Annotated in this window: 22 protein-coding genes; 20 read left to right on the top strand and 2 right to left on the bottom strand. The window is 36.9% G+C overall.

All coding sequences use genetic code 11. The annotated features are described in order from the left end of the window. The first annotated feature begins 68 nt into the window (after positions 1–68). The 9 genes from AB3I72_RS10785 to AB3I72_RS10825 all read left to right on the top strand — a co-directional run bounded on the left by AB3I72_RS10785 (position 69) and on the right by AB3I72_RS10825 (position 6,412). Positions 69–338, top strand: a complete 270-nt coding sequence (locus AB3I72_RS10785) for a type B 50S ribosomal protein L31 (RefSeq protein ID WP_002357967.1) — start codon at positions 69–71, stop codon at positions 336–338. 316 nt (positions 339–654) lie between these two features. Continuing rightward, positions 655–1,767: a teichoic acid biosynthesis protein TagB gene (gene tagB, locus AB3I72_RS10790; RefSeq protein WP_368023912.1), complete on the top strand. Its 1,113-nt coding sequence runs from the start codon at positions 655–657 to the stop codon at positions 1,765–1,767. Beyond that, on the top strand, positions 1,757–2,503 hold the full coding sequence (locus AB3I72_RS10795) for a WecB/TagA/CpsF family glycosyltransferase (RefSeq protein WP_002382151.1): 747 nt from the start codon (positions 1,757–1,759) through the stop codon (positions 2,501–2,503). Before tagB ends, AB3I72_RS10795 begins: the two co-directional genes overlap by 11 nt. Beyond that, positions 2,504–3,091: a hypothetical protein gene (locus AB3I72_RS10800; RefSeq protein ID WP_061101010.1), complete on the top strand. Its 588-nt coding sequence runs from the start codon at positions 2,504–2,506 to the stop codon at positions 3,089–3,091. A 58-nt stretch (positions 3,092–3,149) separates the two neighbouring features. Continuing rightward, a complete protein-coding gene (gene tagD / locus AB3I72_RS10805; RefSeq protein WP_002382153.1) occupies positions 3,150–3,560 on the top strand; it encodes a glycerol-3-phosphate cytidylyltransferase in 411 nt (136 codons plus the stop codon). Positions 3,561–3,701: 141 nt separating this feature from the next. Then, a complete protein-coding gene (locus AB3I72_RS10810) occupies positions 3,702–4,763 on the top strand; it encodes a DUF916 and DUF3324 domain-containing protein (protein WP_061101009.1) in 1,062 nt (353 codons plus the stop codon). Continuing rightward, positions 4,756–4,968, top strand: coding sequence for a hypothetical protein (locus AB3I72_RS10815; RefSeq protein WP_002357965.1), 213 nt, complete (start codon positions 4,756–4,758; stop codon positions 4,966–4,968). The genes AB3I72_RS10810 and AB3I72_RS10815 overlap by 8 nt, the downstream gene beginning before the upstream one ends. A gap of 226 nt (positions 4,969–5,194) precedes the next feature. Next, positions 5,195–6,073, top strand: coding sequence for a fructokinase ScrK (gene scrK / locus AB3I72_RS10820; RefSeq protein WP_002361643.1), 879 nt, complete (start codon positions 5,195–5,197; stop codon positions 6,071–6,073). 90 nt (positions 6,074–6,163) lie between these two features. Continuing rightward, positions 6,164–6,412, top strand: coding sequence for a YtxH domain-containing protein (locus AB3I72_RS10825; RefSeq protein WP_002357962.1), 249 nt, complete (start codon positions 6,164–6,166; stop codon positions 6,410–6,412). Between the two features lie 57 nt (positions 6,413–6,469). Here AB3I72_RS10825 and nfsA read toward each other — a convergent pair whose 3' ends face one another. Together nfsA and AB3I72_RS10835 are read right to left on the bottom strand one after the other, a co-directional pair. Continuing rightward, on the bottom strand, positions 6,470–7,204 hold the full coding sequence (gene nfsA, locus AB3I72_RS10830; RefSeq protein ID WP_002360554.1) for an oxygen-insensitive NADPH nitroreductase: 735 nt from the start codon (positions 7,202–7,204) through the stop codon (positions 6,470–6,472). A gap of 83 nt (positions 7,205–7,287) precedes the next feature. Next, the gene (locus tag AB3I72_RS10835; protein WP_002357960.1) at positions 7,288–7,746 is read right to left on the bottom strand and encodes an S-ribosylhomocysteine lyase; all 459 of its coding nucleotides are present in this window, start codon (positions 7,744–7,746) and stop codon (positions 7,288–7,290) included. Positions 7,747–7,952: 206 nt separating this feature from the next. Between AB3I72_RS10835 and AB3I72_RS10840 the strand changes: the two genes are divergently transcribed. The 11 genes from AB3I72_RS10840 (at position 7,953) to yycF (ending at position 18,479) form a co-directional block, all read left to right on the top strand. Further along, entirely contained in the window at positions 7,953–9,020 is a 1,068-nt protein-coding gene (locus AB3I72_RS10840) for an aspartate-semialdehyde dehydrogenase (protein ID WP_002382160.1), read from the top strand. Between the two features lie 33 nt (positions 9,021–9,053). Beyond that, positions 9,054–9,926: a 4-hydroxy-tetrahydrodipicolinate synthase gene (dapA, locus tag AB3I72_RS10845; protein ID WP_002382163.1), complete on the top strand. Its 873-nt coding sequence runs from the start codon at positions 9,054–9,056 to the stop codon at positions 9,924–9,926. Between the two features lie 30 nt (positions 9,927–9,956). After that, on the top strand, positions 9,957–11,645 hold the full coding sequence (locus AB3I72_RS10850) for a ribonuclease J (protein WP_002357956.1): 1,689 nt from the start codon (positions 9,957–9,959) through the stop codon (positions 11,643–11,645). 124 nt (positions 11,646–11,769) lie between these two features. Beyond that, the gene (locus tag AB3I72_RS10855; protein ID WP_368023913.1) at positions 11,770–13,152 is read left to right on the top strand and encodes a bifunctional UDP-sugar hydrolase/5'-nucleotidase; all 1,383 of its coding nucleotides are present in this window, start codon (positions 11,770–11,772) and stop codon (positions 13,150–13,152) included. Between the two features lie 34 nt (positions 13,153–13,186). Beyond that, complete coding sequence (locus tag AB3I72_RS10860; RefSeq protein WP_002357954.1) at positions 13,187–13,816, top strand: YutD family protein; 630 nt, start codon at positions 13,187–13,189, stop codon at positions 13,814–13,816. A 5-nt stretch (positions 13,817–13,821) separates the two neighbouring features. Next, positions 13,822–14,592 (top strand): TIGR01457 family HAD-type hydrolase, encoded by a 771-nt coding sequence (locus AB3I72_RS10865; RefSeq protein WP_002357953.1) that lies wholly within the window; start codon positions 13,822–13,824, stop codon positions 14,590–14,592. Beyond that, positions 14,580–15,233 carry a TIGR01906 family membrane protein gene (locus tag AB3I72_RS10870; RefSeq protein WP_025191113.1) on the top strand — a complete coding sequence of 218 codons (654 nt, stop codon included), beginning with the start codon at positions 14,580–14,582 and terminating at the stop codon, positions 15,231–15,233. Before AB3I72_RS10865 ends, AB3I72_RS10870 begins: the two co-directional genes overlap by 13 nt. 126 nt (positions 15,234–15,359) lie before the next feature. Next, positions 15,360–15,929, top strand: a complete 570-nt coding sequence (locus AB3I72_RS10875; RefSeq protein WP_002361647.1) for a DUF1836 domain-containing protein — start codon at positions 15,360–15,362, stop codon at positions 15,927–15,929. Beyond that, complete coding sequence (locus AB3I72_RS10880) at positions 15,922–16,782, top strand: DegV family protein (protein WP_002357950.1); 861 nt, start codon at positions 15,922–15,924, stop codon at positions 16,780–16,782. The genes AB3I72_RS10875 and AB3I72_RS10880 overlap by 8 nt, the downstream gene beginning before the upstream one ends. 117 nt (positions 16,783–16,899) lie before the next feature. After that, positions 16,900–17,601 (top strand): MIP/aquaporin family protein, encoded by a 702-nt coding sequence (locus AB3I72_RS10885; protein ID WP_368023914.1) that lies wholly within the window; start codon positions 16,900–16,902, stop codon positions 17,599–17,601. 173 nt (positions 17,602–17,774) lie between these two features. Continuing rightward, positions 17,775–18,479, top strand: a complete 705-nt coding sequence (gene yycF, locus AB3I72_RS10890; RefSeq protein WP_002357947.1) for a response regulator YycF — start codon at positions 17,775–17,777, stop codon at positions 18,477–18,479. Positions 18,480–18,483: the final 4 nt, after the last annotated feature.

An 18,483-nucleotide genomic window follows, 5' to 3' on the forward strand; every position in this document is an offset into this window, starting at 1 on the left:
CATTGTTGTATACCGACAAAATAACTCTGATACAGCAAATGGATCAGGGCAAAGGAGCGAAAAAACGTATGAAACAAGATATCCATCCAAATTACCAACCAGTAGTATTCATGGATTCAACAACAGGTTTCAAATTCCTTTCAGGTTCAACTAAAGGATCTTCAGAAACTGTTGAATGGGAAGATGGCAACACTTATCCATTATTACGTGTTGAGGTTACTTCAGACTCACACCCATTCTACACTGGTCGTCAAAAATTCACACAAGCCGACGGACGTGTGGACCGTTTCAACAAAAAATACGGTCTCAAAGACGAAAACGCAAATCCAGACGCATAGTCTTTCAAAACATTGTTATGACAAGGTTTATAGAGGTTTTCCACTGTGGTGGGAAACCTCTATTTTTGTTGGATAGGCAGTTTTAAATTCAGAGAAATTATTTAAATATTATTTTATTTAACTGAAAGTATAGCTAGTCTGTAGACCGTATAATTTAAATTATTTGGATAGTATACATATTGTAAAGTGCAATTGTCTTTTTAGAATCTTTAAGGTATAATTTGTTTTAATGAGTTTATATGTAAGCTTTTTCTTTTTAAAGACTTTGATCATATCTTTTTTATAAGAAAACTATTGGTTGTGAAAGGATATAAAAGTGCTAAAACAATTGTACTTAACAGTATTAAGACGGAGACCATACAAACATAAAAAAGTAAAAATTGTGTACATAATGAGTTTCCCAAGAAATGATGGACATTTAATTGAACAATTAGAACAACACTATCACGGAATGATAATAGTACTTTATACAAAAAATTGTCAATCATATGCAGCATCCTTAAATCAAAAAGGTATAAAGACGATACTTTTTGATAAGAAGACTTTGTTGATTACAACGGCGATATCATACTTGAAGTCAGCGCCGCTAATTTTTGTAGATAATTATTTTCCAGAATTGGCAATTTTAAAAAAAAAGCAAGTAGTTATCCAATTATGGCATGCTAATGGGGCTTTAAAACAGTTTGGCTGGGGTGCTTATCACACGAAACATAGAAGTAGCAAGGATCAAATCAGGTTTCAAAAAGTTTACGATAAAATGAATTATTTTATCGTTAATTCACTAAAAATGGAAGCAATTTTTAGAAACAATTATCGTCTCGAGAATGCTCAATTTTGTCATTTTGGTTCGCCGCGTCTTGCTTATCTTGAAAAATTAGAGGTAGGAGAAACAAATCAGAATAATAAAGTTTTATATGCACCAACTTACCGAGAGGGAATGAATGAAATGATGCTTGTGATAAATCAAGCAATAAAGGCTTTTTCTGCTATGCCAAAGTTTCATTTTTATATGAAATTACATCCATCAATCCAGTTAGATGCCATTGAACTACCGAGAAATGTTTCTATTTGGGAAAAGCATATTTTTGAAAGCTTTAGTGAAATAGGCTACTTGATTACTGATTATTCGAGTGTGGTCTTTGAATACATGCATGTTAAAGAGCAACCGAATATTTTATTTTTTTGTCCAGATTTAGAAAAATATGCATTAAATCCTGGAATTGAGCCTGATTTTTTTGAATATTTACCAGGACCGTTAGTTGAAAATGAAAAACAGTTGATTGTGGCATTGTCAAATTTTTCAATAAATAGTTATAAAGATAATATTGCTAGAATTAACGAAGAATGGAATCAATATCAGTCAAAAGAGAGCATTAATAAAATAGTAGAGTTGGTAGAGAGAATCTTGGGGGGATTTTGTGAAAAGTAAGGTACGCACTGAATATATTGGGGGATTACCAGTTGACGTATTAACACATCAAGAAATTATGGATGACTTAGAAAGTTATCTCAAAGCTAAAGAGAAAATGATTGTAACTAGCGTTAATCCGCAGATTTCATTGTTAGCATTTGAATATCCAGAAGTTAAGTTATATTTGAAAAGAGCAACTCATCGGATTGCAGATGGGATAGGTGTGGTCAAGGCATCGAAGCTAACGGGTGGGTCTATTCGTGAAAGAGTTACAGGAATTGATGTCATGGATAATTTTTTAGAGTATGCAAATCAACATAAGGAACGAATCTTCTTGTATGGTGCAAAGCAAGAAGTAGTTGAAGCAGCAGCTAAAAATATTCAACAACAATATCCAGGGATTGTTATTAGCGGTATTTTACATGGCTATACAAAGAAAAAACAGCAAGAAATTGTGGAACAAATTAACAAAGCTGAACCAAGGTTTGTCTTTGTAGCATTAGGTTCACCGAAACAAGAGATTTTTTTGGAACAAACAATTGATCACCTGACAGCTAATGTATTTTTAGACGTAGGCGGTACTTTTGACGTATTAGCTGGATCAGTAAAAAGAGCGCCAGAATTTTATATAAATCACAATTTGGAATGGTTATATCGTTGTTTGACAATGAAGAGATACGATCGGTTAATGCAAATTCCTAAATATATTTATTTGACTATTAAGTATCGGAACAACAAGTCTAGGGGGCAGTAAATGATTATTTTGTTTATTTGGGAAAATGACGTAGACACAACTTTTTATATCGTAAAAATAGGGAAAGATGAGAAGTTCATTTTACGAGTACCACCTATTCACAAACTAAGTGAATTTGTTCAAAATAATCAATGGAATAGTTTGATAGAAGAATTAAGAAGATTGTCTTCATACGAAGTAACTGAGTACATAATTATAAAAAAAGCAATGCTTTTTTCGTATCTTTTTGAAGACGATAAAGAAATTGTTATTTCAAATCAAAGCGAGCGGCATCTAATAGATCAAAATGGCAAAGAATGGTTTTTACCAAAAGGAAAAGTTGCTGTAAATCAAGAGGTGCTTTCAGAATATCTTCGTTTTAGTCATTCAGATGCTGAACGTTCATTTGAGCATCAGGAACACATTTTTCGTTTAACGAAAATTAAATTATTAAAAGATAAAAATCCGTTGAAATTGCAAAAGCAGTTAAAACAATTAAAAAAAGCTACAACAACGTCTTTTTCTATAAAATCTCTGAGTAAGTTATTACTAATCTATACTGCTACAGAAAATAAAAAATTTGATCGAAAAACCATCAAAGTCAATTAAAAGTAGCATTTTTCTATTCACAAAAATTGATAATTAACGAAGAAATATCAAAGTACAAATGGAGGTTTTTATGAAAAAAATACTTACTTACGGCACATTTGACCTCCTGCACTATGGTCATATTAATTTGTTGAAAAAAGCGAAACAACAAGGGGATTACCTGATTGTTGGACTTTCAACAGATGCTTTTAATTTAGAAAAAAAGAAACAAAGTTATTTTTCATATGAAAAACGTAAACAATTATTAGAGGCAATTCGTTATGTTGATTTAGTTATTCCTGAAACTAGTTGGAAGCAAAAAGTTTCCGATATTGCTGAATTTAAAATTGATACGTTAGTCATGGGCGACGATTGGCAAGGGGCTTTTGATTTTCTAGAAGTTGAAACAACTGCAAAGGTTCTTTATTTGCCACGAACGCCAGAAGTATCAACCACACAGATAAAAAAAGAATTATATTATAATGAATGATAAAAAAGTCTCCTTGGTATTTTTCAAGGAGACTTTTTTTTCAAGATTATCCTTCCCAAAGGTCAAAGATTGATCATCATTGTTTCGCTGATTTGTTAGACTAGTAAGTACATTCAGCTTTATAAAGGAGATATTGAAGAAATGAGTAGAAAAAAAGTCGGTGTTTTCTGTCTATTTCTGTTTTTTACATTTTTTATTATTGTTCCAAAAGTAGAAGCTACAGAAGAAATGAAGACTAAATTTACAGTAACGCCTGTTTTACCAGAAAATCAAGTGTCAGGAACATCTAGTTATTATGATTTAATTCTGGCACCAAAGCAATCTTCCACTATTGTCTTAGACATAAAAAATAAGACAGACGAAAAATTGTCCATCGTATTGACTCTAGCAAATGCATCAACAAATGATAATGGGTTGATTGTGTACAATGATTTTGATAAACCACTTGATTCATCGTTAAAAGTTCCGCTGACAGACTTAGTTACTTTAGAAAATGAGGAAGTGAGTGTGCCGCCTCATCAAACAGTATCAGCAAAGATGAAGGTGAAGGGACTTGATCAGCCTATCAAAGGAGTTGTTTTAGGCGGGGTTTACGCGCATCTCAAAGATGAAAAAGAGGAAGAGACCCAAACAACGGGCTTAACTAGTCGCTACGGGTTTAATGTTGCGATTGCCATGAGGAGTGCTGAGAATGTTCCTTTAACAGAGGTGAACCAACTGAAATTAGCGAAAGTAACACCTACAATTGCTTTAGGAGCCAAATCGCTAAAGGCGGTCATTCAAAATCCGTATGCTGCTATTTTTCCAGAAGTTCGTTTAGAAGGTCAAGTGATAAAAAAAGGATCCTCTAAAAAAATTGCACAACGGACACTAAAAAATGTTCGCTTTGCCCCAAATAGTTCCATGAATTTTCATCTTGATTTGGGTAAACAACCGCTAGATGCTGGGACTTATATATTTACAGGACGTGCTATTTTACAACAAGATGAACAACAGTCTTGGCCTTTTCAACAAGAATTTACGATTAACACTCGTGAAGCAAAAAAATTGAATCAAGAAGCTACGATCAAATGGGTCCTACCCACATGGTGGTTACCGACTTTCTACACATTGTTAGTAATCACAATCGGGGCAATTTGTAGTGTCATTTGGCGCAACAATTACCAAAAAACAAGCGAAAAGGAGAGTGAGAATAATGGCTAGTTGGTTTTGGTTGTCTGGCGGTTTAGCGGTCATTTGTTTTATGTTTTTCCTCTTTTCTTTGCTGACTAGTATGAGTTTTATTCAGCATGCAAAAGAACCCAGAAGTATTCTAAAAGAAACGCTTTTAAGTTGGTTAATGCTTTTACTTAGTGGTGGGTGGATTACAATCGGACTATTGTTATATTTTTCGCTAAAGAATCAATAAACAAAAAACGAGCATTCATTGTTAGATAACCGTGAATGCTCGTTTTTTTGTTTTAGAAAAATGCTCTTTAGCAACTTGCCAGATTTCATTGGGCAACCTGACTGAAATTGTTAAATTGTTCTGTCGAAACGACAAAAAAGTGGTAAACTAAACGTGTATGTTAGTTATTTAATCAAAAGTAATGTATCCGCTTACTTATAAAATGGAAACGAAGGAGCATATTGCAATGACAGAAAAACTTTTAGGAAGTATCGAAGCCGGTGGCACAAAATTTGTATGTGGCGTTGGGACAGATGATTTGACCATTGTGGAACGTGTCAGTTTTCCCACAACAACCCCAGAAGAAACAATGAAAAAAGTAATAGAATTTTTCCAACAATATCCTTTAAAAGCGATTGGGATTGGTTCGTTTGGTCCGATTGATATTCACGTTGATTCTCCTACGTATGGTTATATCACTTCTACACCAAAATTAGCTTGGCGTAACTTTGACTTGTTAGGGACTATGAAACAACATTTTGATGTGCCAATGGCTTGGACAACGGATGTGAATGCTGCGGCATATGGTGAGTATGTTGCTGGAAATGGGCAACATACATCTAGTTGTGTATATTATACAATTGGAACTGGTGTTGGCGCTGGAGCGATTCAAAACGGTGAGTTTATTGAAGGCTTTAGCCACCCAGAAATGGGGCATGCGTTAGTCCGTCGTCATCCTGAAGATACGTATGCAGGAAATTGTCCTTATCATGGAGATTGTTTAGAAGGGATTGCAGCAGGACCAGCAGTTGAAGGTCGTTCTGGTAAAAAAGGACATTTATTGGAAGAGGATCATAAAACTTGGGAACTAGAAGCTTATTATTTAGCGCAAGCAGCTTACAATACGACTTTATTATTAGCGCCAGAAGTGATCATTTTAGGCGGCGGCGTCATGAAACAACGTCATTTGATGCCGAAAGTTCGTGAAAAATTTGCTGAATTAGTCAATGGATATGTGGAAACACCGCCTTTAGAAAAATACTTGGTGACGCCTCTTTTAGAAGATAATCCAGGAACAATTGGTTGCTTTGCCTTGGCAAAAAAAGCTTTAATGGCTCAAAAATAACCATTTATTCGTAGTTCATGCATTATATTTGAAGGAAATGGCTAAGAATGATACTCTTATTATGTAATTAATTATTTAGGAGGGATTAGCATGGCAGATTTAAAAGGACGTTTTGACGATGCAAAAGATAAAGTAGAAGGTACTGCAAAAGAAGCGCAAGGCAAAGTTACGGATGATAAAGGCAAAGAACTTGAAGGAAAAGCTCAATCAACCTTTGCTGACGTAAAAGACAAAGCACGTGATGCCGGCGACGACCTTAAAGAAGGCGCTGAAAAATTAACTGATAAAGTTAAAGAAGGCTTTGAAGACTTAAAAGACAAATTTAGTAAAGATAAATAAAAATTAACAAAAGAGCGTGGGCTTACGTTATTTCAACGTAGGCCCACGCTCTTTTGTTTAGACATCAAATCCTTGTTTTTGCAAGAAAATTTTTACTTCTGGGCGACGATTATAAGAAAAATAGGACAAAGACTTCTGTGACCAATCCGCTGTTTGGGCGTTACTTGAGCGGCTGGCATAATAATCTTTTAATAATTCATCATATGTGTGCATATCTGTCAATTTGTCTGATTGGTAGTGATTTTCGCTTAAAATATTTTCAAAAGGCATCCGTGGTTTTACACCATTTAACGTTTCTGGTACACCGATTGTTAATCCGAAAAGTGGTACAGTTAATTCAGGCAAAGATAAGCGTTTGGCTACTGTGTCTAAGTCATTTCGAATGCCGCCAATATAACAAATCCCTAAATCCATAGATTCAGCCGCAATGGCCATGTTTTGCGCAGCAATCGTTGTATCAACGGCAGCTACTAATAATGATTCTGGTGTCTTTAAGGGTTCTAATGATTGCCCCTCTTTTGACAAAATCGTTGCATGACGATACAAATCAGCAACAAAAACATAGAACACACCAGTGTTAACGACATAGTCTTCGCAATTCGCTAAACGTCCCAATTCTCTGCGTAGCTCAGGATCTTTGATTTCTATAATTGTATAAGCTTGTAAAAAATTGGAGCTTGATCCTGCTTGAGCTGCAGTAATTAACTGTTGTTTCTGCTTGTCCGTTAACGCTTGCTTTTTAAAATGACGAACGGAACGGTGACTTAGTAATTGTTCGATTGTTTGATTCATAAAAAACCTCCGTTTAAATTAAGAAAGAGAACAGAAAAACCCACAGCTTAATAGTGGGTTTCTCTGTCGTTAATTGCTAAAGATTACAGAATACGTTCAAATGGATCTAAACTAATTCCTTGGTCTAAGACGATTTTTGCGTATTCTTTCGCTGCAAATAAAGAATGATCTTTGTAGTTTCCACACTCTTTTGCAGAGACTGCTGGAACAACTTCTGTATTGATTACTTTGTTTAAAACGTTGACTAATGCATCACGGATTTCTTGTGGTGAATGTTGATCCCACATAATCATATAAAAACCAGTGCGGCAACCCATTGGCGAAATGTCAATGATTCCTTTTAATTCATCGCGCATGTTAACTGCTAATAAATGTTCCAACGTGTGTAATGCGCCTGTTGGTAGGGCATCTTTGTTTGGTTGTAAGAAACGTAAGTCATATTTTTCGACTAACGCATCACCATTTTGTTCTGTGCCAGCAAGGCGAACATATGGTGCTTTTACTGTGTTGTGATCTAATTCAAAACTTTCTACGCGTGCCATGAAATTTCGCTCCCTTTATAATTAAATTCGTTTTAACTATAACAAATTTAAGTCAAAAGTCAATGGATAGTCCTTTGATGGGTAATAGTTTTAAAATATCATGGGAAAATAAAAAAATCATTTTTTTGACTATGTAGGTTTTTTCAATACTATGGTAAAATAGGACAAGTAGCTTTTACAAGAAGGTAAGAGGGGAGTATGAAAATATGGGAAAAGAATATCATGTTGCCGTGGTAGGAGCAACAGGTGCTGTCGGGACAAGAATGATTGAATTGTTAGCAGAAACAAGTTTGCCAATTGCCAGTGTGAGGTTATTGGCGTCTAAGCGTTCTGCTGGACAAGAGATTCAGTTTAAAGGACAACCTCTTATCGTGGAAGAATTAGTCCCGGAATCATTTGAAGGAATCGATTTAGCATTATTTAGTGCTGGTGGGGGTATTTCCGAAAAGTTTGCACCAGAAGCAGTTAAGCGCGGAGCTGTCGTTGTTGACAACACTAGCCATTTTAGAATGGCAAAAGATGTTCCTTTAGTTGTTCCAGAAGTGAATCCGGAAGCCTTGAAAAATCATCAGGGAATTATCGCAAATCCCAATTGTTCTACGATTCAAATGATGGTGGCCTTGGAACCGATTCGGCAAGCGTTTGGCTTAGAACGAATCATCGTTTCAACGTATCAAGCTGTGAGTGGCGCAGGTATCCGTGCAATTAATGAGCTAAAAGAACAAGCCGAAGATTTTTTAGAGGGAAAACCTGTCAGCGAATGGTCAGCTGAAATTTTGCCAGCTAGCAGTGACAAAAAACATTATCCAATTGCTTTTAATGCGTTACCTCAAATCGATGTTTTTTCAGAAGCAGGGTATACCTACGAAGAATGGAAAATGATGAATGAAACAAAAAAAATCATGGGAGACAACAAGCTAAAAGTCGTTGCCACCTGTGTCCGTATTCCGGTAATTTCAGGACATTCTGAATCTGTTTATATAGAAGTGAAACAAGCAGATGCATCGGTTTCAGCCATCCAAGAATTAATGGCGCAAGCTCCAGGTGTAATTTTGCAAGATGAGCCAAGTGAACAACTATATCCACAAGCGCTAAATAGCGTCAACCAGAAAGAAACATTTGTCGGCCGTATTCGTCAAGACGTTGACGTGAAGAACGGTTTCCATTTATGGATTGTGTCAGACAACCTATTAAAAGGAGCTGCTTGGAACTCGGTCCAAATTGCTGAAACGCTACACGAAATGAATTTGCTTCGTGTACCTGAAAACGACTAGAAGGTTTGTATTGTATACTCGGGAGGGAATAGGATGGATTTAACGAATGCAACAATTATTACGGCAATGGTTACGCCGTTTCAAGAATCGGGAGAAATAGATTTTGATAAACTACCGCAATTGGTAGACTATTTATTGGCCAATCATACAGAAGGCGTTATTTTAGCAGGAACAACTGGTGAATCACCCACGTTGACTCATGAAGAAGAATTACAATTATTCCAGCGAATTATTGAACTGATCGATGGACGTATTCCGATTATTTGTGGTGTAGGTACGAATGATACACGTGACTCTGTCGCTTTTGTGAAAGAGTTAGCGACAATCGCTGGTATCGATGCTGTTTTGGCGGTTGTTCCTTATTATAATAAACCAAATCAAGAAGGTATGTATCAACATTTTAAAACCATCGCAGAAGCAAGTGAACTGCCAATTATTTTGTATAATGTTCCTGGTAGAACGGCTGCATGTCTAGAAGTGGAAACTACTTTGCGCTTAGCACAATTGGAAAAAATTGTGGCGATTAAAGAATGTGCAGGGTTAGATGCAATTACTGAGTTGATTGAAAGAGCGCCAAAAGACTTTCTAGTGTATACTGGAGAAGACGGGTTGGCTTTTGCCACCAAGGCACTTGGCGGACAAGGGGTTATTTCGGTAGCCAGTCATGTCTTCGGTTCGTCAATGTATGAGATGTATCAAGCGCTGGATCAGGGGAACTTGCCGGAAGCGGCTAAAATTCAACGACAGTTATTACCAAAAATGAACGCGTTGTTTTCAGTGCCTTCGCCGGCACCCGTGAAAGCGGCCTTAAATCATTTAGGTATTCCTGTTGGAAATTTACGGTTACCTCTAGTTGCTTGTACACCAGAAGAAGAGCAAAGAATTATTCGCACGTTAGAGATTTAAAGAACGTGTAATCATAGAGAGGTGAAAAGAGTGAGTACAATAAAAATCGTTCCATTAGGCGGCGTTCGTGAAAATGGAAAAAATATGTACGTTGCTGAAGTGGAAGATGAAATTTTTGTACTGGATTGTGGATTACAATATCCAGAGAACGAACTTTTAGGAATTGACGTCGTCATTCCGGATTTTACGTATTTAGAAGAAAATAGTGAACGAATTGCAGGGGTCTTTTTAACACATGGCCATGCAGATGCAATTGGAGCCTTACCGTATTTGCTTTCAAAAATTCAAGTGCCTGTTTTTGGGACAGAATTAACGATTGAACTAGCAAAACTAAGTGTCAACAGTCATGCGGAAACGAAGAAATTTAAAGATTTCCATGTGATTGACCCGCATACAGAAATTGATTTTGGTCAAGCAACGGTGAGCTTCTTTAAAACAACGCACACCATTCCAGATTCGATTGGCGTTAGTATCAAAACAAAAGAAGGCAACATTGTTTATACTGGTGATTTTAAATTTGATCAAAGTGCGATTGAGATGTATCAAACCGATTACGGCCGCTTAGCTGAAATTGGGAAAGAAGGCGTCTTGGCGCTACTTAGTGATTCATCAAATGCTGAAAACCCAGCCCAAGTTGCATCCGAAGCCCAAATCGCTGATGAAGTGTTCGACACGATTCGCTATTGGGAAGGACGAATCATCGTGGCATGTGTGGCAAGTAATTTGCAACGGGTCCAACAAGTATTGAATGCAGCGGATCGTTCTGGTCGTAAAGTCGTTTTGACAGGCCAAGATTTTGAACGGATTATTCGGACGGCGATGAAATTGGAAAAATTACAATTGCCAAGCGAAGATCTATTAGTGAAACCAAAAGAAATGAAAAAATATGCACCCGAACAGTTATTAATTTTAGAAACAGGCCGAATGGGAGAACCGATTAAGTCACTTCAAAAAATGGCTAATAATACACATGGTGTCGTTCGAATTGAAGAAGGCGATTTAGTTTATATTACGACAACGCCGACAACGGCCATGGAAACAACGGTTGCTAAAACAGAGGATATTGTCTATCGGGCCGGTGCTACGGTGAAGCAAATTTCCGACAATTTACGTGTGTCTGGTCACGCTAATCCGAATGACTTGCAATTGATGTTGAACTTAATGAAACCCAAATATTTCATTCCTGTCCAAGGTGAATACCGCCAGTTAGCTGCGCATGCGGACTTAGCACACGAAATTGGCATGCCTTATAAAGATATCTTTATTACAGGTCGTGGGGACATTCTAGAGTATACAAAAGGTAGAATGTCGGTAGCTGGCAGCACAACGGCCGAAAATATTATGATTGACGGGATTGGTGTCGGCGATATTGGTAATATCGTTTTACGGGATCGTCGTATTCTTTCCGAAGATGGTATTTTTGTGGCTGTCGTGACAATTAATCGCCGAGAAAAACGAATTGTTTCCCCAGCTAAAATTACTTCTAGAGGTTTTGTTTACGTTAAAACAAGTAAAGACCTAATGAAAGAAAGTAGCAATATTGTTACAGAAATTGTTGAAAAGCATTTAGAAAGTGACGATTTCGAATGGAGCAAACTGAAACAAGAAATCCGCGAAAATTTAAGCCGTTATTTATTTGAACAAACCAAACGTCGTCCTGTGATCTTACCAGTTATCATGGAAGCGACGCAACGCAAGCGTCCCAAAAATAACGCATAGTTCGTCCTGATAAAAGCAGGTGATTTTAGGAGAAATTCTTCTAAAGTCATCTGTTCTTTTTTGTAACTTTCTTCTATAAATATGGTACTATTAATCAGAGCGCTGAATAAAGGAGGCGATTTTAGTGGAAGAGATTGTGTTGTTCCATACCAATGATCTTCATTCTCACTTTGAAAATTGGCCCAAAATACGGCGTCTGGTTAAAGCCAAACGTTCGCTGTACCAAAAAGAGGGCAAAACAGTCGTAACCATTGATTTAGGTGACTTTTCAGATCGGTGTCATCCTTTGACCGAAGCAACAGATGGTCGAGCAAATGTAGCTATAATGAATACATTAGCGTATGACCTAGTTACAATTGGAAATAATGAAGGAATCGGCAATTCAAAGAAACAATTAGAGCATTTATATGATCAGGCAACATTTGAAGTGGTCTTAGCTAATTTAGAAGACCCAAAAACCCAAACGTTACCAGATTTTTGTCAAGCATATAAAATTATGACAACTAAAGAAGGCACAAAGTTAGGGTTTATTGGCTTAACCGCACCATTTCCTTTAACGTATAATCCTAATGGCTGGACAATCAAACAAGTGGAAGCAGTCCTTCCTCAACTGATTACAGAAGTTGCGCCTCAATGTGATGTTCTCATTTTGCTTAGTCACTTGGGGATAGATACTGATTTTATGATTGCGGCGAATTATCCTGAAATTCAAGTAATCTTAGGTTCCCATACACATCATTTATTTAAAGATGGTGAAAAAATTAATCATGTACAACTAGCAGCTGCTGGCAAATATGGACAGTATATTGGTGAAGTGCATCTGTTTGTGGATGCCGACACGAAGCAAGTCACAAGTTATGCAAAAACGATTGAAACAGCAAGTTTAGAAGAACAAGCAACGGATGCCAAGGAAATTGCGGGTTACTTAACGGAAGGTCATCGACTATTGCAAGCGCAGCAAATTGCACAAATCCCTGAAACCTTGTCAACGGACTTACGGCAACCGCATGCCTTTATAACTGTTGCCTTGAAGGCGTTAAAAGAAGCGGGGCAGACCGAAGCGGCTGTGTTGAACAACGGGTTATTTTTAGCAGATTTACCAGAAGGAATAATCAATGCAGACCAATTACATGAGGCCTTGCCTCATCCAATGCATTTAATCAAGGTTACCTTGAAAGGGTCAGACATGCGCCGTTTGATTCGTGAAATGGAAAAAAGTCGTCAATTTCTGCGGAAATTTCCGATTCGCGGGATGGGCTTCCGCGGGAAAATTTTTGGCGAATTATGTTATGATGGGATTCGTTTTGAGCGAAATAGCCAGACCGTTTTTTGGCAAGGGAAACCTATTCAGCCAGAGCAGAAATATACGCTGACAACAGTGGATCACTTTCAATTTGTTCCGTTTTTCCCAACGATTGAGTTAGTTGGAGAAGTCGAATTTTTATTTCCAGACGTTTTAAGAACTGTCGTGGCGAACTATCTGCATGCCCACTATCCAATCAAATAAAAACAAGGTATAATAAAAACTAGGTGGTGAAAAAATGACAGACAAAAAGACAACCGAAAAAAAAGAAACAGAAACTGCTGCAACCTTTACAGAAGAACTAACAGCAGTTCTTGAAGAAATAAAAGAAGAACCTGTAAAAGAAAAGAAAAAAGGGGAAATTGTCACCATTGTGAATGAAACAGATATTCAAATTGGTGAAAGAGAGTACCGAATTGTTAAAAATCATCGTGATGCCTTTGATCCTGAACGCTTAGGTGAACGGTTTAGTGAAGTATTAGCGCGTTATGATTATATCGTAGGAGACTGGGGCTATGAACAGTTACGCTTGCGTGGCTTTTTTGATACTTCTAATCGTCGGGCAGCGCCGGATCAACGCATTGATACACTAGAAGACTATTTGTATGAATATTGTAATTTTGGCTGTGCCTATTTTGTAATTGAACGAACAGGGGAACGTAAAGAAAAAACAACGCATCGTCGTCGTCGCCATAAAAAGAATAATCGTTCTAACGCGTTTGTCGAGGAAAAGAGTGCGCCCGCTAATAAAAATAGCAAGCCAGTGATTCGTACGCGAAAAGAAGAAAATAAAAAAACGACTACACCCAAACAGCCTAGTCCCAAAAAATCTGGCAAAGGCTTTACGATTCGTCAACGTGAGGAGTAAACAGAGTGAAAAAAGACTATCAAGGATATTTAATTGATTTAGATGGAACGATTTATTTAGGAAAAGAACCAATTCCAGCCGGAAAACGTTTTGTCGAGCAGTTACAGGAAAAAGATTTGCCTTTTTTATTTGTAACGAATAATACCACTAAATCTCCTGAAACAGTGGCACAACGTTTAGCAAATGAATTTGATATTCATGTCCCAGCATCCCTTGTTTATACAGCGACTTTAGCGACGATTGATTACATGAAAGAAACCAATCGAGGCAAGAAAGTCTTTGTCATCGGCGAGGCTGGTTTAATTGACTTAATTTTAGAAGCAGGTTTTGAATGGGATGAAACAAATCCTGATTATGTTGTCGTGGGACTTGATACAGAATTATCTTACGAAAAAGTGGTTTTAGCTACCTTAGCCATTCAAAAAGGGGCGTTGTTTATTGGGACCAATCCAGATAAGAACATTCCGACAGAAAGAGGCTTATTACCTGGTGCAGGTTCAGTTGTGACGTTTGTGGAGACAGCTACTCAAACAAAACCAGTTTATATTGGCAAACCAAAAGCGATTATCATGGAACGAGCGATTGCGCATTTAGGCGTGGAAAAAGAGCAAGTAATTATGGTTGGAGATAATTATGAAACCGATATTCAATCAGGGATTCAAAATGGTATTGATAGCTTGTTAGTTACATCAGGTTTTACCCCTAAGTCAGCTGTTCCAACTTTGCCAACGCCACCAACCTATGTTGTTGATTCCTTAGATGAATGGACTTTTTGAGTATGATGAGGTCGAAATTGCGTTTAAGGGAAACACTTGGACTCATTTGTTTGTTTTTAACGATTGTGGCTTTAAGTATCACGATCACGATTAATTTTCGTCCATTGTATCTTTTTGATATCCAACACTTAAATATTTTAAAAGACGTAGAGGTTGATCGTGTGACCTTGATTAAAAATTACGATCATTTAATGATGTACTTAAACAATCCTTTTGAAAAAACATTAGTATTTCCTGATTTCCCAATGTCTGATAGCGCGGCTTTTCATTTTTATGAAGTGAAAAAATTGTTTTTATTGTGCTATGGCGTATTACTAGTTACGTTGATGCCTAGTGTCCTTTATTTAAAATATTTGGTAAAAAATCAGCGGTTATGGACATTGATACGGCCATTTCAGTGGGGCATGTTTTTGCCTGTGCTTTTTGGCTTTTTCATGCTGATTGGCTTTGATCAATTTTTTATTGCGTTTCATGGATTATTTTTTAACAACGATGCTTGGTTATTTAATCCGCTGACTGATCCGATTATCAATGCCTTACCTGAATCCTACTTTATGCATTGTTTTATCTTGTTTTTTGTTTTATTAGAAGGCCTGTTTTTGATAGGTGTTTTAATCGGAAAACGTTCTTTAAAAAAATAAAGAGAGAAAAGTGAACAATTCCAAAATTGCTCGCTTTTCTTTTTTATTCAATCTAGTTTTAAAAACTAGATTGAATAATTGTCAAAAGTATGATATTCTTTTTTAGAAATGGTTAGGAGGGTTTTTATGGACGAGATAGAAAAATCACTACAAGATTGGGGCCAACAATTGGAAAACGTTCATTTGCCAAGATGGCATGAGTTACCAGATATTGAATTATATATGGATCAAGTGATTACTCTGATAGAAAAATACTTATCCCCATTGATTACACTGGAAAAACATACTTTGTTAACGTCCTCAATGGTTAATAATTATGTCAAACACGGGTTAATCCCGGCCCCAGTGAAAAAGCGCTACAATCAAAAGCATTTAGCGTTTTTAATTGCGATTACGTTGTTGAAACAAGTGTTAACATTGCCAGAAATTAAGCAAGGCATTTTATTCCAAGGAGCCACGGTTGGTATTCGTGAAGCGTACAATTTATTTTGTCAAGAACAGGAACGAGCGATTTATGTGATTGCTGCTCAAGCGCAAGAAAAAGAAGTTCAGGCCAAATCACAAGAACCTATGGGGATTGAATATTTGGCTGTAAAAGCAGCGACAATGTCTTTTGCTACTAAAATGTTTAGTGAAAAAGTGATTGAATTGGAACAAGAATACTTAAAAGAAATGGATGAGATGACACATGAATAAAGAAAAGATCGCACTACTGGTTGATTCTGGGACAGATGTTCCAGAGGCATTAGTCAAACAATACGGCATGTATGTCTTGCCCTTACAGATTATTTATCCTGAAAAAACCTATACAGATAAGGTAGATATTACACCAGAAGAAGTGTATCAACGTTTAGAGAAAGAAATCCCTAGTACTTCATTACCTGATGGTGCAACAATCCAAGCTATTTTTGACAAAATTAAAGAAGCGGGTTACGAAAAAGTCTTAGCGGTGACCATTTCTAGTGGTTTAAGTGGAACGTATAATGTAGTTCGCTTGCTTGGAGAACAAACCGAAGGACTAGATGTATTTGTTTTAGATACAAAGAACATTGGTATCGGGGCTGGCATTCAGGCGATACGAGCAGCAGAATTAATTGAAACAGGATTAGGATGGCAAGAATTACAACAAAAATTAACAGAAGAAGTAGCCAACGCAAAAGTATTTTTTAATGTAGCCACTTTAGAATATCTACAAAAAGGTGGACGAATTGGTTTAGTCACTTCTATTTTAGGGAATGCGCTAAAATTAAACCCCATTATTTCTTGTAATGAAGAAGGCATTTACTATACGGTGGCTAAGTCTCGCGGCCGTAAAAAAAGTCTTGATAAAACGTTTGAGTTGGTGACGAACTTTATAGGTGAGGCACCCCGTTTCCGTTTGGCAGTCGCTCACGGTGCGGCAGAGGAAGAAGCAAAAGCAATGATGGAACGCTTGAAAGCAGCTTTTCCACAAGCAGAAGAAATTTACTTTGGAACGATTAGTCCGGCATTAGTTGTTCATACAGGACCAGGACTTTTAGGTGTTGGTATACAGTTATTAAATGATTAATTAAATGAAAAATCCCCTCAAATTTTTTTGAGGGGATTTTTCATTTAAGATTTCTCTTTTTCATAGAAATATCATTTTGCTGAAAAAACAACGAAAATTATATTGAAAATTTCACGAATGTGTTACAATTTGTCTACAAAGGGGGAATTTTTTGTGAAAAAAGCAATAGCAGAATGTTTAGGAACATTTATTCTTGTCTTTTTTGGGACAGGAACAGCCGTTCTAGGAAATGGTATGGAAGGGATTGGAACAACGGGGATTGCCTTAGCATTTGGGTTAACAATCGTTGCTGCTGCCTATAGTATTGGCACAATTTCAGGTGCACATCTAAATCCAGCTGTTTCTCTAGGAATGTGGCTTAATAAACGAATAACAACAATGGAATTAATCTACTATGTAGTGGGACAAATTGTTGGCGGCTTGATTGCCTCATTTGCATTATTAAGCATTCTAAAAGGTGCTGGTAAAAGTATTGAGAACTTAGGTCAAAATGGCGTAGGGGAATTAAGTGTTGCTGGTGCATTGACAGTCGAAATTATTTTAACATTTATTTTTGTTTTAGTTGTCATGACAGTTACAAGTGCTAAGAAAGGCAATGCTTCATTAGCAGGAATCGTAATTGGGTTAACACTAACAATGATTCACTTAGTCGGCATTCCTTTGACAGGAACTTCTGTCAACCCAGCTCGTAGCATCGCGCCAGCCGTTTTTGCGGGTGGTTCAGCGTTATCTGAGTTGTGGATTTTTATCGTTGCGCCATTAATTGGTGGATTATTAGCCGCTCTTGTAGCAAAATTCGTCTTAGGTACGGAAGAATAGATTAGCGAAAGAAGAATCTTTGATAACAAGCGTCAATTGTTGTCAGAGATTCTTTTTTTGTTATACTAGGAGAACCTGGAGGCGCATTTTTAACCAAAGATGAAAACATCATCAAAATAAGGTATAATAGGAAAGTATCAAATAAGATTAGAAGGAAAAAGAGGTGTCTCTTTGTGAAGAAAATTTTAGTAGTTGATGACGAGAAGCCAATTTCAGAGATCGTTAAATATAATTTGGTTAAAGAAGGATATGAAGTATTTACTGCTTACGATGGAGAAGAAGCACTTGAAAAAGTGGAAGAAGTGGAACCAGACTTAATTATTTTAGACTTAATGCTCCCTAAAATGGATGGCTTAGAAGTCGCGCGAGAAGTGCGCAAAACACATGATATGCCAATCATTATGGTGACTGCCAAAGATTCTGAAATTGATAAGGTTTTAGGATTGGAATTAGGAGCCGATGACTATGTAACGAAACCATTTTCAAATCGTGAATTAGTTGCTCGTGTAAAAGCCAATTTACGGCGAGGTGCAACCAATGCGAAAGAAGCTGAGGTGACAACACAATCTGAATTAACGATTGGTGATTTAACCATTCATCCTGATGCATACATGGTCTCAAAACGGGGTGAAAAAATTGAATTAACCCACCGTGAATTTGAGTTACTTTATTACTTAGCAAAACATATCGGACAAGTGATGACTCGTGAACATTTATTACAAACCGTTTGGGGTTATGATTATTTTGGGGATGTGCGGACAGTGGACGTAACCGTACGTCGTTTAAGAGAAAAAATTGAAGATAGTCCAAGTCATCCAACGTATTTAGTTACTCGTCGTGGGGTTGGTTATTATCTAAGAAATCCTGAACAGGAGTAATCAG

Origin of the sequence: Enterococcus sp. GC34, assembly GCF_040886645.1 — a bacterium.
GTDB classification, from domain to species: domain Bacteria; phylum Bacillota; class Bacilli; order Lactobacillales; family Enterococcaceae; genus Enterococcus; species Enterococcus faecalis.